Below are 14499 nucleotides of genomic sequence, written 5' to 3' on the forward strand. Positions count from 1 at the left end.
GATAAATTCTTTTGTATCCCTTATTCTATTAACAAGAATTAGTAAGTCTCCAGTCAATTTTCTATTTTTTCGAATCTTTTTGAGATTATCATCATTCTTATATAACAGGATTTTTTTCAAATTAATACCAGTAGTTACACCACTAATATCTCCTATTTTTAAAGCCTCAATTTCTCCATTACATTTTTCTATAAAAGTGTTATCTAAATAGTGATAGATTTGATTAACCAAATCATTAAATCTATCCACACGTATTTCAAAACTCAATTTAACATCAGATAAACTATCTAATTTTTCTTTTACTTTTAGTAAGGTAGAGTAATCCACCGTCATAAGTTTTAAAAAGGCTTTATCTTGTTGTGTAAAATAGTTTTCCAATCCATTGTGAGATCCAAAATTCTTAAAAATTAACATATCTAATTCGTCTTTTTCTGGTAATTTCTCATAAATATCACGACAAAATTCATATACTTGTTTAGAATTGCTCTTTTTTATCGGAATCATTTTTCACCTCTAAACCTTAGTTTAATCATAATTATACCACAAAAGACCGTTTTCACGGTCTTGCTTTATATATTAACTATCCAACTCTACTAAAGGCTCAGCAACATCTAACAAATGACGGGATGGCTCTACTATTTATTTCATTAAATGACTACATTCAAATCTTTGCCCGAAATACCTTCAAGAAATACTTCATCAATTTCTGGTCTTAATTTTGTTAGTTTAAATTTTTGAATCTTCGTTATTTCGGGCTGAAAAGAGATAGTCCCACTTGGAAATTGGCCTACAAGAATTTTAGTATAGACATCTTTTACAAAACCTTCCCACTCCTCTGATAGCGGATTTTCAAAGGCTGCCTCTCCCTCAAGTAAATACCTGATGCCATCTGCACGATAGAAAGCTAATAAAGCCACTGAAAGACTACACTTGGAATGATTAAGCACTGCTTTTGGCACTTCAAATCCATTATCCCAGTTAAAATTGTCCAGCAAGACAAACAGCTCATCTTCAGTTTGAAGCTGCTTAAGGCTCGCCACAGCTTTAGCATTGCTTTCAGCGTACAAAATATCAGCTATTTGCTGAATTTGTCGATTATCCATTTAAAACTTCAACTCCCTCCTAATAATCCTAAGCTTTCCAATATTTGCAAAGCAGTATTTTTTGAAGGAGGACAATTATTCTTCACAAAGCCCTTAATTTCTTCAAGATAATTATAAAAATTCATATTGATTTCTTTTAAATTCGCAATAAATAAGTCTACTAAGCTTGAATCAATATTTTCCAAAGGAGAAGGCAATTGTTGCTGATTGTCCAGCAGATAGGCTTCCCTAGCAGTTGCACCGATTGCATAGCTGAGGTTGTCCCACGATGGAAGGTTAGCCTCATTCTCGTCTAATTGCATGTAGATAAAAATTCCCTTAAAATCCGTTCCATCATCTAGCAGACTATAAAGCTCCTTGCCCGTTTTGTTTTTATTTTCCAAAAAACTCCAGCAAGCATCCAAGGCAACTCGAATTTGTGGCTTATATTCTGTTTCCATATGACTTAGGATAGCTTCTGAGTAGACCAGCATGAGATAAAGTTGATTGGTATTCATATTCTCGCACTTACTCCTTAAATAAAAATTCTAAGTAGGGGATAACAGAGGAGTCTGAGACATACGCCTCCTTCTCAAGCAATTTCGTTTTCCTTGCAATGTCACTGTAGCTTCTAACCAGTTGCTTATAATGAATAAAATAATCTTCGAGCGTATCTTCATCCACACACTCTATGGTTTGGGGCAAATATCGCTGTCCAACAGCTTTGTATGACTGATAAACTACTAACGCAATGAAAGAATCAATACATCTCCACACAGCTGGATCGGTGCTTTTATCCAGCTCCGAATAGGTTAAGATGTCTTCCTCGTCTAAATTTTCCAATCTATCATACAGAAAGTCTGGGTCGGACTCACTAAGCCTATCAATAAATCGGCCCGCAATGTCTAACGTTTCATGCACAAATTCCTTATAATCCGAGTTGCCTATATATGTTTCTAGCGGTTCCGTTAATTTTTGCATAAATTGCAAAAGATTGAGATTAAGAGTAAATTCCATTTTGATTCCTTTCCGAACCTAGGACGCTGCAAAAGCTATCGTAGCTCTAGAATATTGACTTTCCATTAAAGCTAGTGTCTAATTTCATTCTTCATCTCCTTCATCAGCCTTCAAAAATGCTTGCTTGAAATCCTCATACATATCAAAAGCAATTTTCATGACATCTCTAAAATCAACGTAATCAGAAATTACGGGATCCAAAATGATATAGTCTCTTGAGATTAACCATTTGGCATAAGATGCAAAGGGGCTACCCATGATGGCTTTATCTCCCTCATAGATGACCCAGATCAATTCTAATCGACCACATTCAAAAGAAAAATGAAAGCCAAAACGAAAATTTCCGATTTCCTCCAAATCAATATGGAAAAAGCGTTCTTGTTTATCATACTGCACTTTGTAGCCTAATAATTCCACAATTTCCATCAAAAAATCACCGTCAAAATAATCCAATTCTTGGCCTTCCGGAGTTCTTTCCCTACTGTATTTTTTAGAAATATTCTCATATTTTTCTACAAAATTTATATTATATAAAGCTTGTTCAACTCTAGTATCTAATTTCATCTATTTATTCCTCAGTGAATTGTAATTCTAGGGCGTACTTTGGACATATTATATCACAACCAGATAATTGTGTGACCAATAGAAATCTAGTATAACAAAAACTTTTGAAAAACGAGAAAACCACCCATATGAATTGGATGATTTCGTTTTATGTATATCAATTATATTCATCAATCTTTAAAAAAGCTATCTACCAACTCTATGTTTTGGATATATTTATTTAACCCAACAGTTTAACAGCTGATAAAATGACATATTACTAACTTCACATTTAACCGAGTATCTCTGATAATTCATTTAAAATTCCATCTTTTGTTATATCAGAATTGCTTGATAAATATTTTTTGTAATTTTCTAAAACATCAATTTTGTTTCCAAAAATATCCTGTAATTGTTCATTGAAATACTCCTCTTCTTGTTCAGAATCAATTTCTTCTAATAAAGCAGGTATATATTTTTTCCTCTCGAACTCAAAAGCTAATGAAGATATCGAAGCACCCGCTTCAAAGATACAGTTCCACCTTGAGTCATATTTTGGATCATCCTCTTCCATATAAATAAAAGCTCCTCCGAATTCAGTCCCATCATCAAGAAGAGAGTATAAATAATCTGCTGACACCTCCTGATTTTCTACCCATTTCCAACAAGCTTCAAGAAGCTCATCAATATTTTTATAAAACTTACTTTCCTGCATAGATTTGGATAACCACGTAGCAATCCCTAGTTTATATATTGCGTTTATATTTTTACTCATTTTTTACTTTCCTTACCTCACTACTTCAAATACTTTCCATTTTGGATTGTGAAATTTAACCTTCCAACTTTTCTAACACCATCTCTCTTGACTGATGTAACAACAATTTTTAAATCTGGATATTTTTTTNAAAATTGTAAAAAAATTCCTTCTTTAGCAGCATCATTTGTGATGCCAGAAATGCACGAAGTACATACACCAATTGGATTAGATTGATACATTTCTAATGTACCTTTTACTTTTTCAGGTTCCATATTTTGATTTTTTAAATTATTTATCTTTAGCAATCTTTAAAAATACTTGCTTGAAATCCTCATACATTTCAAAAGCGATTTTCATAATGTCTCGAAAATCAACATAATCGGAAACAATTGGCTGTTTTATAATATAATCACGCGCAATCATCAACCTTGGATATCTAGTCCAAGGAGAACCAAGGACAACTTTATCTCCTTCATAAACAACCCAAATCAATTCTAATCGACCACTTTCAAAAGCAAAATGAAAGCCAAAACGAAAATGTCCGATTTCCTCCAAGTCAATATAGAAAAAGCGCTCTCGTTTATCATATTGAGCTTTGTAGCCTAATAATTCCACAATTTCCATCAGAAAATCACCGTCAAAGTAATCCAATTCTTGACCTTTTGGGGTTCTCTCCCTATCGTATTTTTTAGAAATATTTCCATATCGTTCTACGAAATTGATTTCTATTAAAGCTTGTTCAACTCTAGTATCTAGCTTCATTCTTCATCTCCTGTAGCAGCCTTCAAAAATGCTTGCTTGAAATCCTCATACATGTCAAAAGCGATTTTCATAATGTCTCGAAAATCAACATAATCGGAAACAATTGGCTGTTTTATAATATAATCACGCGCAATCATCAACCTTGGATATCTAGTCCAAGGAGAACCAAGGACAACTTTATCTCCTTCATAAACAACCCAAATCAATTCTAATCGACCACTTTCAAAAGCAAAATGAAAGCCAAAACGAAAATGTCCGATTTCCTCCAGTTTAATATGGAAAAAACGTTCTCGTCTATCATACTGCACTTTGTAGCCTAATAATTCCACAATTTCCATCAGAAAATCGCCATCAAAATAATCTAATTCTTGACCTTTCGGAGTTCTCTCCCTATTGTATTTTTTAGAAATATTTTCATATCGTTCTACGAAATTGATTTCTATTAAAGCTTGTTCGACTCTAGTATCTAGCTTCATTCTTCATCTCCTGCATCCACTATTTCTACATTTAAAATACCATCATCTAGGAATTTTTCCTCAGATATTTCTCCACTTTCATACATAAAGTGCTTATTCATTACTATTGAAATGTGTTTTAGTTCAGAAAATGCATCCTCCAGACCGTCTAGAGCTAAAAAGATATCTACAAATCCAGATGTATAAGAGGGTTCTTGAGATAATGAAATTTCATTTTTCTTTTTTTCTAACAAGCTAAGCCCGCTATTTAATTGGTTCAAACATCCATTTATAGCTTTTTCACAGCTTTTTAAATCATCTAGGCTGTCACCACTTAAAAGCTTTCCATTGCAGTTCTGATTTAAGTTCTCACAAAAGCTGATATACCTCGTTATTAGCTCATTCATTATCCTACACCTATCTATAATCAACTGTCGCAATAAATTTGATATTGGGCTGCTCTTCGTCTTGCCCACAATATTTATAATTATAAAGCAAAATAATGGAATTACTTTCAGGTATGGCTAAGCCATCTTCAATCTTCTTTAAATTATCTATGACAACATCTGCATATGAGGCTTCGATTAAATGGTCATATACATTTAAAAATCTTGAATCAAGATATTCTTTTTCGATTAGGTATTCGTCAATATCATCGATATCAATTTGAAAAGCATCATAAAACTTGGAACTGATAATTTCTCCGTCATCATTATACCTTAAGTCGATATAGGTATCCAGCTCTTCCCTACTTGCAAAATTTCCAACCCAAATTGATACTGTATTTTCAGTCTCCATATTCTCACCTCTATTTATACTGAAAGTCGCGCTATTAAAAATTCTAGGCTTATTCTAAAAATGCTACTGATGCTAGAACTTATAGCTTTTATCCCTCACTATCGAGCATTAGTTCATCTAGTTTCTCTCTATCAGCAGCAATATTTTTATAGGTTTCAATGGTATTATTTAGAAATCCCATATCCACTTCAGCTTGTCCTTTGTACAAGTTAATTTTTGCACCTAAACCTATGAGACTAGCGAGAATTTCTTGCATAACTATTAACTGGTCTAGATCCAGATAATCACTTTCTAACAAAGTCTCATTTCTCTCTATTCTCGTCTTGATTTCACCAATTGGCAAAGTGCTATGTTTCCTCATTATTTTACATGCCTGTAAGATATTATCTGACATTTTGACCTTTGCGTAGATTATTGACACCATTCGCTCCTTTATAAACATCTTCCATTAAAAGAATTCCCTCACTCGGTCACCCCATCTGTAGTTATTCGAGAAACTTGATTTAATCTGAGTCACCATCTTCATCCAGATATTTAACATTTAGGATTCCATCATCTAGGTATTCTTCCTCAGATGTTTCTCCGCTTTCAAACATCAATTTCTTATTTAGGGCTACCAGCAAGTCATCCGCATCATCCAATAAAACCTCTAGTCGCCTCAGTCCCCAAAAAATTTCAATAATCCCTTTTGTATAGACCCTGTTTCTTGAAGATTCAATTGATTCAACCTGACTTTCCAAGATCTGAAGACCATCTTTTAACTGTTCAAAACTTGAATCCCAGTCATCACGAATGTCCTCCAGAAAATCATCTAACTTCTCCTGATCAAGCAGTTTTCCATTAAATTTATCATTAAGTGTTGAGCATGCCTGATGCAAATTTTCTAGTACTTCTTTCACTTTCTACTTTCCTTATATATTTATCATCTACTTCTATCTTCAAAGACCACAATCTTGACTGAGAGGGAACAATTTCGCATTATTACTATGTTGGGAAGTCGGAACCATTACTTCGCATCATCGAATATATTAAAAATCGTCTTCCTCAATTTGATTTTTGGTATCTTCTTGTGACTCAATGACATGGCTCAAAAATTGCATGGTTACCTTTTCATCATCAAGAAATAATTGAAGCTCCCCGCCCAATTCGGTTATCTCTTCTACTGTCTTTTTAAAGCTCTTTAGTCGCTCTAAATTCAGATATTCTGTTTCAAGCACAACCATATGATGAGTCATTTTTTCCTTGATTGCTCCGATTGGTTCATGACTGAAATCTCTAATTATTTTCAAAATTTTCGTATCGCTATTATCTGACTTTATTTTGGCCATAAATTTATGCATGACTGCTCCTTTTTAAAATCGATCCATTCGCCGAGTAAACTCATTTTCTATCTTCTTTGCCAATCACATCTTCATCAACAATTTCGCCATTGATTTCTCTAATCTTCTTTGAAATTTGAATGTGAATCTCCCTTAAATCGGCTACATAATTTTCAATATTTAGCAATGCAGTATAGATATCATACATCCCATTTAGATAGGCTTGATTAGCAGTATCATGTATTGATTCTAAGTCTAAATTTTTCATTGTAGCAAGCCCTCTTGCAAGAGTATCGATGTCTTCTTGGAAATCTTCACGAATGTCATCACAAACATCCGATATCTTTTCTGGATTTATTAAATGCTCGTTATAATGGGAATTTAACTTCGAATAAAGGGTTGTTAATTCTTCCAATAATTGTTTCATAAGTGTCCTTTAATTCATTCTATTTAGGAAAGTATTTGACTTCAAAACAATATCTGCCTCTCACAAAATAGACAGGTTGTTAAAAATCAATATACAATAAAACTAGTATAACAAAAACTCTAGGAAAAATGAAAATGTGATAACATTAGGTTATCACATTAAACGAAATAAGACTATAACTTAACAATCACTTGCTCACGACCAGCATATCTATCGATTTCTTCTTGCCAGATTGCTATCAATTCATCATCAACAATGACTGGACTATTTACCTCTTTCATTTTTTGAATTCTTTCGTCAATAGATTTAATCTTACATACCTTACTTTTAATGATGGCTATAAATTCTTTAAACGAAAGATGGAAGGGAATAATTTTTTGTTTTTCATGATCAAAAAATGCTATGAGATTATAATTTTGTTTAGAAATTCCCAAAAGAATATAATTTCCAAAACTATCCTCTGCAATCGGTAGGTAGCCAGCTTGGATATGCTCGGATAGAAAGTCATGGTCAAGAAAATACTGGAAATTGTATTCGTAATCAGCATTTTCAAAACCATAAAAGGCTCGAATATCCGCACTCTCTTTCTTTATTTTAAAGCTTGTCTGTAAGGCATTTCCACCATTATAGTTTATTAAAAAGGTTCTATATTCTTCCGGCAACAAAATGTCATGATTTTTTTCAAATTGAGCCACTGCCTCTAAAACACCTGTTTTATCAAATGGAAAAATTCTTAACATTTTTTCTCCTTTTTTGTTCTTGAATAGCCAGTATACTTGAATTTCAGCTTTTTCTAGCTATTTCATCGGAAAGTTTAAGCAATATGTCACATAATTCCTCAAAATCCAAAGATAGATTGCGTAGACCTACTATCATCTGTGAAATTGCTTCTCTGTCCAACTGATTGTCTTTTGTAAGAGACTGAACCAGCTTTTCATTTCCCTTTTGTATCCAACCTACATGATTTGGAATGTAGTCCCTTAAATAGTCTGTGAAATCTTCTAGAACATCTTCTGAAAACGGCACCTCAGCTTGACTTATTTGAATCAATGAAATGCTTTCCACTATTTTTTCCAACTCTTTCTCAATTGTCATTTTATTCCTCTTTCTTGCCAAATTGCTAGCAATTCATCGAGTTGAAGGACTTATTTAACTTCAAAACCATAAAAATATTTTCTTCCTTCTATCCATTCTTGTTTTGATACATTTTCAATGTATTCTACCATAGACTCGATATCTTTTTTAGAAATCCTTTCATTGTTTTTGACTGAAACTCTTTTACCAGTATATGTAGAAAGAAGAGCAGATTGAAGGTATTTATGAAATTTACCTTCAATTTGAATACCTGCATACAATGAGGTCATGAGTTCCTTAGCGAACATTCCTGGAAATACAGGATAGCCCTTGTAATAATAGGTATCTGGATCTCTACGATCATGTACCAGAGTCCATAATTCTTCAACCTCTTCCTTAGTTGATTCATCCGTCAACAATTCCTGATCATAAAAATAATAATCTAATGCATCTTTGATCGCATTTTCAATATCAGAATTCGTATCTTCCCACTTGTCCCAGAGCGCAAGTAAATACGGAATCACCTCATAGGACATAGCTTCCACAGCACCCGTAACAAATGTGAAAATTGCAAATTCCGACGTATCGGATAAAAATCTAAGATTGGAAATATCCCTTAAATCTTCATTGCTACAAATAGAGCAAAAAAGTCGAATACACAAATTTAATACAGACTCATCTTTAGTCTGATTCATCAGCTCAATCAGCAACGGTTTAACCGAAAAATCTCCCTTCTTTAAAATTTCTGCGATGAGTAAGACACAATCTTTTTCATCAGATAAAAACAGTAGATCATTTTTCAAATTTTCAAGAGAAGAGGAACTAACCAGGCCGAAATCTATCCCTGTCAACAATAAATTATTTTCCATACAATTATCCTAATCCTTCTTTTCCTATAGCCATTTTCATGATAGAAATACGTTCCGATAAATTATACATCTTTGACTGAGATAGATTGATAGTGCCAGTTCCATCAGGAAAGTAGCTTAGAACGTCAATGATGAACAAATCTAGTATAACAGAAACTCTCCAAAAAATAAAAATGTGACAACATCAGGTTATCACATTAAACAAAATAAGACTACAACTTAACAATCACTTGCTCACGACCAGCATATCTATCAATTTCTTCTTGCCAGATTTCCTTTAATCCAGGTGTAATTCTTTTTTGCTACCTACAGCTCTCATATCGGCGATTCTTTCTTCAATCGTGCGAATCTTTTTCTTTTTGCTTTTAAGTTTAGCCACCCAGTCTTCAAAATTGATTTCTAAAGGCCGCACAAGCTGGCCTTCATGATCAAAAAATGCTAGCTGATTGAAATTTTTTTCTGTAACACCAAGAAGAATAGAATTCCCAAAACTATCCTTGGCTATGGGAATAAAACCTCTGTCTAAAACCTCTGTCTAAAACTTCTTCTAAAAAACCACTCTCAATCAAATATTGGAAATTATTGTATTGACTCGCTTTATTAAATCCATAAAATGCTCGTATGTCTGAAGTTTTACGATTTATACTAAAACTAGTTTGTAAGCTATTCCCGCCATTATATTTAAGTAGAAATTCTTTATATTTTTCTGGAAACTTGATTGTAAACTTATCTTCAAAATCCGCTATAGCCTGCTCTACACCTTCTGTATCGTAAGGAAAAATTCTTAACATTTCTAACTCCAAATCTTCTTGCCATCTTGTTGGGTTTCAATTCAATCAATCCACTATTTTTAAAATAAGTACTAAATAAAAAGAGAGAATACACATTCTAATCCCTCCCATTTACCATTAATTTTGGACTAATTCTAGAAATTCGGTAAAAGTGCGAACCAGAAAATAGGCATTATTTTCATCACTTGAAGCTTCCAGATTATATGTATCATCATAGTAATAAATACCTTCATTTTCATCACCACTCAACCAGAAAATAAGAAAACCATGTTGCAAGGAATCACCTATAATGATTGAATTAGAAAAAAGATCATCTAAGTATTCATCAGTCCAATCTTCTATATCAGAGTTTTTTACGCCAGTCTTAATCCCATATAAAACAGCAACATTAATTTCTTCATTGTTGTTCTTTATCTCAATAGAATTTTCAAACTCATAGGAAGGACATCGTCCACCATTGTTTTCTTTCAAAAAGTTTTTATAGTCTTCTGGAAGAGTTAGCATGTACTTCTCTTCCAAATCTTTTATTTCTTGATCACTGGCATGACCTAGTGGTCGAATCATTAAGCTCATCAAATTTTCCTCTTCTTTTCAATATCGCAATCTTTGGTTTACGATTTTGTTGAACATGCTCCCCTTTTGGTTAAAAGGCTTGATGCCTTTTAGACTTTCTTGTCCATCTATCGCAAAATCAGAGTCAACTCAGAAAGTCAGTAAAAATAGTATTACAGCTTAACAATCACTTGCTCTCGGTCTGCAAATTCATCGATTTCTTCTTGCCATAAAGCTTTTAACTCATCATCAACTACAACAGGACTTCCAATTTCTTCCATTTCTTTCATTCGTTCCTCAATGGATGGAATATGAACAACAGGACTTTTTATCTTTTTTAGAAATTCGATAAAATCGATAGTAAATGGAATATACGTTTGCTTTTCATGATCAAAAAAACCTACTTTATTATAAGTACTAGCGCCGACACCAATTAGAATACTATTACCAAAACTGTCTTTAGCTATGGGTAGATAATGATTGTCAATAAAATCTTCTAAAAATCCTTTTTCGACTAGATAGTTAAAATTACTAAAATAGTTAGCTAATGAAAAACCATAAAAGGAGTGGATATCTGAACGAACTTTCTCTACTTTAAAGGTTGCATCAATCGTATCTCCGCCATTATACCTTAATAAAAATTCTTTATATTTTTCAGGCAAGGACATAGAATAATTTTTCTCCAATTGTTCTATTTCATCTAAGACACCATCGGTTTTATTTGGAAAAATTCTTAACATATCTGCCTCTTTTCACTACTGGCACCAAAAATATCCTCTATCAATCTGGTTGAGCAATATCAATGAGTATTTGAAAGCTGTATCTGAATCTCTCGAAAATCAGATAAATTTTTCTTTCAATCTATATCTAGAATCGGCTCCGCCACTTCTAACAAAGGTCGGGATGGCTCTGTTTGATTGAGTTTTGCCTGCACAGCTTCTGCCACCGCTCGCGGTACGCCCACTTCGACGATTTCATCGACACTGGCTTCTTTAATCTTAGTCAGTGATTTGAAATGCTTCATGAGATTTTGCTTACGTTTTGGCCCCAAGCCTTCGATGCCATCGAGTTGCGATGAGAAGGAATTCTTAGATCGAAGCTGACGGTGGAAGGTAATGGCAAAGCGGTGGACCTCATCTTGGATGCGCTGGAGAAGGAAAAATTCCTGAGAATTACGGGACAGTTCTACGACTCGAAGAGGATCGCCAAAGAGCAATTCATGAGTCTGGTGCTTGTCATTTTTTTGCAGTCCAGCGATAGGAATATCAAGCCCCAACTGGTTCTGGATAACTTCTTTAGCAATATTGACCTGGCCTTGTCCACCGTCAATGACAATCAAGTCTGGTGGCGTCAGCCCGTCACGAATCACCCGACTATAGCGGCGCTTGATAACTTCTCGCATACTAGCGTAGTCGTCCGGCCCTACCACAGTCTTGATCTTGTATTTGCGGTAATCCTTCTTGCTCGGCTTACCATTGACAAAGACCACCATAGCTGAGACGGGACTAGTTCCCATGATATTGGAGTTATCGAAAGACTCAATCCGAACGGGTGTCGGAATATTGAGGAGCTTCCCTAGATTTTCTATAGCGCCCTGCGTTTTCTCAACGGATTTCTCCAAAAGGTCAAATTTCTGCTGAAGGCTGACCCGAGCATTCTTAATAGCCAGATTGACCAGCTGTTTCTTTTCGCCTCGCTGAGGCTTGACTACTTTGGTATCCACCACGGCCCGGACAGCTTCTTCATCAATGTCTGCTGGAATCAAGATTTCATTGGGCTTGAGGTGGGACTTTCCTTGGTAAAACTGGCCAATATAGGTCAGAAAATCTTCGTCGGGATCATTGTAATAGGGGAAAAGATTGACATCACGCTCAATCAACTTGCCCTGGCGCACAAAGAAGACCTGCACACACATCCAGCCCTTATCCACATAGTAACCAAAAACATCACGATTCTGCAAATCCTTGGCCATAACCCGCTGCTTGGTACGCAAGGTTCCAATAGCCTGAATCAGGTCACGGTATTCAGCCGCTCTCTCAAACTCCATAGCTGCAGCTGTTTTATTCATCTTATCACGCAGCTCATCGATAATCTTATCATCCTGTCCCTTGAGAAAGTCCGACACTTCCTGAGCCATATTCTTGAAATACTGGCTATCCCGCTTGCAAATCGTATGGGCTTCGCATTGCCCCAAGTGATAATAAAAACAGACTTTTGCAGGTGGATTGGTACATTTTTTGAATGTGAAAATTCGATCGAGCAGGCGCTTGATTTCATTGGCTGCACCGACGTCTGGATAAGGTCCAAAATAAAGACCGCCATCTTTTTTGACTTGGCGCGTGATGATCAGACGCGGATAGACTTCGTTGGTAATCTTAATAAAAGGATAGGACTTATCGTCCTTGAGCATGATATTGTACTTGGGCTTATTTTCCTTGATTAGATTGATTTCTAGGAGCAAGGCCTCAATATTAGACTCAGTAACAATAAACTCAAAATCCTCAATCTCTGAAACCAGAGCCTCCGTCTTAGTATCGTGGCTGCCACGAAAATAAGAGCGAACCCGATTACGTAGATTCTTGGCTTTGCCGACATAGATAATAGTACCGTTTTTGTCCTTGTGAATGTAACAGCCGGGACTGGTCGGCAACAGTTCCAGCTTGGTTTGAATTAGCTTGTTTGTAGACATATTTTCCAAAACCCTATCTTTTCAATAGAAATTTTTCAATTTCCTAGAGCATGCACTTTCCTAACAATTCATGATCATTCCTCGTTGCAAATGTTTATTTCTAGGTTGGTAGATCTTAGACTTACTTTGTTTCTCGCGCTCTTTTTTCTAACATTTTCTTTATGAAATAAGGCATTTTGACATTTTCTCTGCCCTTTTTCTCTATTAACTTTTTGACAAATTCAGGCATTTGAAGTTCTTCTGTTTCGCTTAAGATTTGATTACTTTCTTCTGAAGGAGCCAATTCGTCAAAGGTTGTTTCTTCTGGGTGCAGGTATCGAAGCTCTTCTGTTTCATGCTGACGAATAGTTGCTAATAATGCATCAATCAAACGGGAGTCTGTGTTAGGCATTGGTGGACGATGATAAACCACACCGAGTTCTTGGCACAATTCCTGACACTCCACATCATTATCAAACAGTACCTCGATATGTTCGCTGATGAAACTGATTGGGACAAAGATATAATGTTGCGGATGGTTCGTTTGATCTCGGAGATATTCTAAAACATCTGGCTTGATCCACGGCAATCCAATATCGCTTTCGCTCTGCCAGGTATTGGTATACTCAGATGGAGCAAGGCCCAGCCGATGTGCAATCAACTGTGAGTTTTCAATAATCTGATCAATATATGGATCTTCAAAATCAAGCGCTAAAACTGGCACACTGTGAGCTGAAAAGATGACCTTAAAACTTTCATCTTTGACTTGCGTTTGCAAGATTTTCCTGATTTCTTTCTCCCAAAAGCGAAGCAAGTCCTCAGCCTGATACCATTCTTTGATAATATGGAATTTAATTGTCTGACTCGTAATAAATTTTTCATACCCCATGACAGAGTAAAAAGAATAATGCGGTTCTAAAATCAAGCAGATACATTCCTCAATCCCGTCATTCTCCATCTGCTTAATAACATCTGGAATAAAGGGGCGAGAAAATTTATTAGCAAAATAGACAGCATACTCTCCCTTTAAAGCTTCTTTCACCAGCTCAACTTCTGCCCGTGTGATGCGTTGCAGGGGACTGCCACCAATACGCTGATAATTATCATGAAGGTGCTGAATCTCCTGATCAGTAGGCCGCACACCACGACGGATATTCGTGAAAAATTCTGCAATATCCTCAAAAGTATAGCCCTCTGGCGATCCAAAGGTCATCATTAGAATAGCTTTTTTAGTCATAAGTTCCTCTTTTTGTATAAAATCCTCTGCTATTATAACATGATATCCCCTGAAAAGCAGATAAAAGGAGTGCTTTCTAGCTAAATTTAAGAATTATTTGAGTCTCAAAAAATTTTCTTCTTAAATTTGTTTCAATCAAACTAATTAG

22 protein-coding genes are annotated in these 14499 nt (G+C 35.1%); all 22 read right to left on the reverse strand.

All coding sequences use genetic code 11. From position 1 onward, the window contains the following. A partial coding sequence (locus D8793_RS02445; protein WP_221765965.1) for a hypothetical protein occupies window positions 1-504 on the reverse strand: 504 nt, incomplete at its 3' end. Window positions 505-647: 143 nt separating this feature from the next. Further along, on the reverse strand, window positions 648-1103 hold the full coding sequence (locus D8793_RS02450; protein WP_125372398.1) for a DUF4274 domain-containing protein: 456 nt from the start codon (window positions 1101-1103) through the stop codon (window positions 648-650). 8 nt (window positions 1104-1111) lie between these two features. After that, window positions 1112-1600 (reverse strand): Imm6 family immunity protein, encoded by a 489-nt coding sequence (locus D8793_RS02455; RefSeq protein WP_125372397.1) that lies wholly within the window; start codon window positions 1598-1600, stop codon window positions 1112-1114. Between the two features lie 10 nt (window positions 1601-1610). Beyond that, on the reverse strand, window positions 1611-2099 hold the full coding sequence (locus D8793_RS02460; RefSeq protein WP_125372396.1) for an Imm6 family immunity protein: 489 nt from the start codon (window positions 2097-2099) through the stop codon (window positions 1611-1613). Between the two features lie 84 nt (window positions 2100-2183). Further along, window positions 2184-2663, reverse strand: coding sequence for a hypothetical protein (locus D8793_RS02465; RefSeq protein WP_125372395.1), 480 nt, complete (start codon window positions 2661-2663; stop codon window positions 2184-2186). 271 nt (window positions 2664-2934) lie between these two features. Continuing rightward, window positions 2935-3417 carry an Imm6 family immunity protein gene (locus D8793_RS02470; RefSeq protein WP_125372394.1) on the reverse strand — a complete coding sequence of 161 codons (483 nt, stop codon included), beginning with the start codon at window positions 3415-3417 and terminating at the stop codon, window positions 2935-2937. Between the two features lie 270 nt (window positions 3418-3687). Next, window positions 3688-4161 carry a hypothetical protein gene (locus D8793_RS02480; RefSeq protein WP_125383873.1) on the reverse strand — a complete coding sequence of 158 codons (474 nt, stop codon included), beginning with the start codon at window positions 4159-4161 and terminating at the stop codon, window positions 3688-3690. Continuing rightward, window positions 4158-4637 (reverse strand): hypothetical protein, encoded by a 480-nt coding sequence (locus tag D8793_RS02485; RefSeq protein ID WP_125383874.1) that lies wholly within the window; start codon window positions 4635-4637, stop codon window positions 4158-4160. Before D8793_RS02485 ends, D8793_RS02480 begins: the two co-directional genes overlap by 4 nt. Then, window positions 4634-5023, reverse strand: a complete 390-nt coding sequence (locus D8793_RS02490; RefSeq protein WP_125370450.1) for a hypothetical protein — start codon at window positions 5021-5023, stop codon at window positions 4634-4636. Before D8793_RS02490 ends, D8793_RS02485 begins: the two co-directional genes overlap by 4 nt. A gap of 10 nt (window positions 5024-5033) precedes the next feature. Then, on the reverse strand, window positions 5034-5414 hold the full coding sequence (locus tag D8793_RS02495) for an immunity 22 family protein (protein ID WP_125370451.1): 381 nt from the start codon (window positions 5412-5414) through the stop codon (window positions 5034-5036). 88 nt (window positions 5415-5502) lie between these two features. Further along, complete coding sequence (locus D8793_RS02500; protein WP_260471100.1) at window positions 5503-5808, reverse strand: hypothetical protein; 306 nt, start codon at window positions 5806-5808, stop codon at window positions 5503-5505. A 109-nt stretch (window positions 5809-5917) separates the two neighbouring features. Continuing rightward, window positions 5918-6313 (reverse strand): hypothetical protein, encoded by a 396-nt coding sequence (locus D8793_RS02505; protein WP_125383875.1) that lies wholly within the window; start codon window positions 6311-6313, stop codon window positions 5918-5920. Between the two features lie 129 nt (window positions 6314-6442). Continuing rightward, window positions 6443-6754, reverse strand: a complete 312-nt coding sequence (locus D8793_RS02510) for a hypothetical protein (RefSeq protein ID WP_125370454.1) — start codon at window positions 6752-6754, stop codon at window positions 6443-6445. Window positions 6755-6794: 40 nt separating this feature from the next. Then, entirely contained in the window at window positions 6795-7160 is a 366-nt protein-coding gene (locus tag D8793_RS02515) for a hypothetical protein (protein WP_125370455.1), read from the reverse strand. A gap of 173 nt (window positions 7161-7333) precedes the next feature. After that, entirely contained in the window at window positions 7334-7900 is a 567-nt protein-coding gene (locus D8793_RS02520; RefSeq protein WP_125370456.1) for an SMI1/KNR4 family protein, read from the reverse strand. Window positions 7901-7943: 43 nt separating this feature from the next. Next, window positions 7944-8255, reverse strand: a complete 312-nt coding sequence (locus D8793_RS02525; protein WP_125370457.1) for a hypothetical protein — start codon at window positions 8253-8255, stop codon at window positions 7944-7946. A 50-nt stretch (window positions 8256-8305) separates the two neighbouring features. Further along, window positions 8306-9103, reverse strand: a complete 798-nt coding sequence (gene imm47, locus D8793_RS02530) for an Imm47 family immunity protein (protein ID WP_125370458.1) — start codon at window positions 9101-9103, stop codon at window positions 8306-8308. 491 nt (window positions 9104-9594) lie between these two features. Beyond that, window positions 9595-9894: an SMI1/KNR4 family protein gene (locus tag D8793_RS12095; protein ID WP_260471102.1), complete on the reverse strand. Its 300-nt coding sequence runs from the start codon at window positions 9892-9894 to the stop codon at window positions 9595-9597. Between the two features lie 117 nt (window positions 9895-10011). Then, window positions 10012-10467 (reverse strand): SMI1/KNR4 family protein, encoded by a 456-nt coding sequence (locus D8793_RS02540; protein ID WP_125370459.1) that lies wholly within the window; start codon window positions 10465-10467, stop codon window positions 10012-10014. A 152-nt stretch (window positions 10468-10619) separates the two neighbouring features. After that, entirely contained in the window at window positions 10620-11186 is a 567-nt protein-coding gene (locus tag D8793_RS02545) for an SMI1/KNR4 family protein (protein WP_125370460.1), read from the reverse strand. A gap of 116 nt (window positions 11187-11302) precedes the next feature. Further along, the gene (gene uvrC / locus D8793_RS02550; protein ID WP_125370461.1) at window positions 11303-13135 is read right to left on the reverse strand and encodes an excinuclease ABC subunit UvrC; all 1833 of its coding nucleotides are present in this window, start codon (window positions 13133-13135) and stop codon (window positions 11303-11305) included. Window positions 13136-13256: 121 nt separating this feature from the next. Continuing rightward, window positions 13257-14351: a ferrochelatase gene (gene hemH, locus D8793_RS02555; protein WP_125370462.1), complete on the reverse strand. Its 1095-nt coding sequence runs from the start codon at window positions 14349-14351 to the stop codon at window positions 13257-13259. Window positions 14352-14499: the final 148 nt, after the last annotated feature.

The sequence above is a fragment of the Streptococcus cristatus genome (assembly GCF_003943465.1).
GTDB lineage: Bacteria > Bacillota > Bacilli > Lactobacillales > Streptococcaceae > Streptococcus > Streptococcus cristatus_C.

Bases quoted from the DNA above. Each gene is read 5' to 3' on its own strand.
- D8793_RS02490 (WP_125370450.1), bottom strand. From the start codon at position 5,023: ATGAATGAGCTAATAACGAGGTATATCAGCTTTTGTGAGAACTTAAAT.
- D8793_RS12095 (WP_260471102.1), bottom strand. From the start codon at position 9,894: ATGTTAAGAATTTTTCCTTACGATACAGAAGGTGTAGAGCAGGCTATA.
- D8793_RS02450 (WP_125372398.1), bottom strand. From the start codon at position 1,103: ATGGATAATCGACAAATTCAGCAAATAGCTGATATTTTGTACGCTGAA.
- D8793_RS02460 (WP_125372396.1), bottom strand. From the start codon at position 2,099: ATGGAATTTACTCTTAATCTCAATCTTTTGCAATTTATGCAAAAATTA.
- D8793_RS02485 (WP_125383874.1), bottom strand. From the start codon at position 4,637: ATGAAGCTAGATACTAGAGTCGAACAAGCTTTAATAGAAATCAATTTC.
- imm47 (WP_125370458.1), bottom strand. From the start codon at position 9,103: ATGGAAAATAATTTATTGTTGACAGGGATAGATTTCGGCCTGGTTAGT.
- D8793_RS02470 (WP_125372394.1), bottom strand. From the start codon at position 3,417: ATGAGTAAAAATATAAACGCAATATATAAACTAGGGATTGCTACGTGG.
- D8793_RS02455 (WP_125372397.1), bottom strand. From the start codon at position 1,600: ATGAATACCAATCAACTTTATCTCATGCTGGTCTACTCAGAAGCTATC.
- hemH (WP_125370462.1), bottom strand. From the start codon at position 14,351: ATGACTAAAAAAGCTATTCTAATGATGACCTTTGGATCGCCAGAGGGC.
- D8793_RS02510 (WP_125370454.1), bottom strand. From the start codon at position 6,754: ATGCATAAATTTATGGCCAAAATAAAGTCAGATAATAGCGATACGAAA.
- D8793_RS02495 (WP_125370451.1), bottom strand. From the start codon at position 5,414: ATGGAGACTGAAAATACAGTATCAATTTGGGTTGGAAATTTTGCAAGT.
- D8793_RS02545 (WP_125370460.1), bottom strand. From the start codon at position 11,186: ATGTTAAGAATTTTTCCAAATAAAACCGATGGTGTCTTAGATGAAATA.
- D8793_RS02515 (WP_125370455.1), bottom strand. From the start codon at position 7,160: ATGAAACAATTATTGGAAGAATTAACAACCCTTTATTCGAAGTTAAAT.
- D8793_RS02480 (WP_125383873.1), bottom strand. From the start codon at position 4,161: ATGAAGCTAGATACTAGAGTTGAACAAGCTTTAATAGAAATCAATTTC.
- D8793_RS02465 (WP_125372395.1), bottom strand. From the start codon at position 2,663: ATGAAATTAGATACTAGAGTTGAACAAGCTTTATATAATATAAATTTT.
- D8793_RS02525 (WP_125370457.1), bottom strand. From the start codon at position 8,255: ATGACAATTGAGAAAGAGTTGGAAAAAATAGTGGAAAGCATTTCATTG.
- D8793_RS02540 (WP_125370459.1), bottom strand. From the start codon at position 10,467: ATGAGCTTAATGATTCGACCACTAGGTCATGCCAGTGATCAAGAAATA.
- D8793_RS02500 (WP_260471100.1), bottom strand. From the start codon at position 5,808: ATGTCAGATAATATCTTACAGGCATGTAAAATAATGAGGAAACATAGC.
- uvrC (WP_125370461.1), bottom strand. From the start codon at position 13,135: ATGTCTACAAACAAGCTAATTCAAACCAAGCTGGAACTGTTGCCGACC.
- D8793_RS02520 (WP_125370456.1), bottom strand. From the start codon at position 7,900: ATGTTAAGAATTTTTCCATTTGATAAAACAGGTGTTTTAGAGGCAGTG.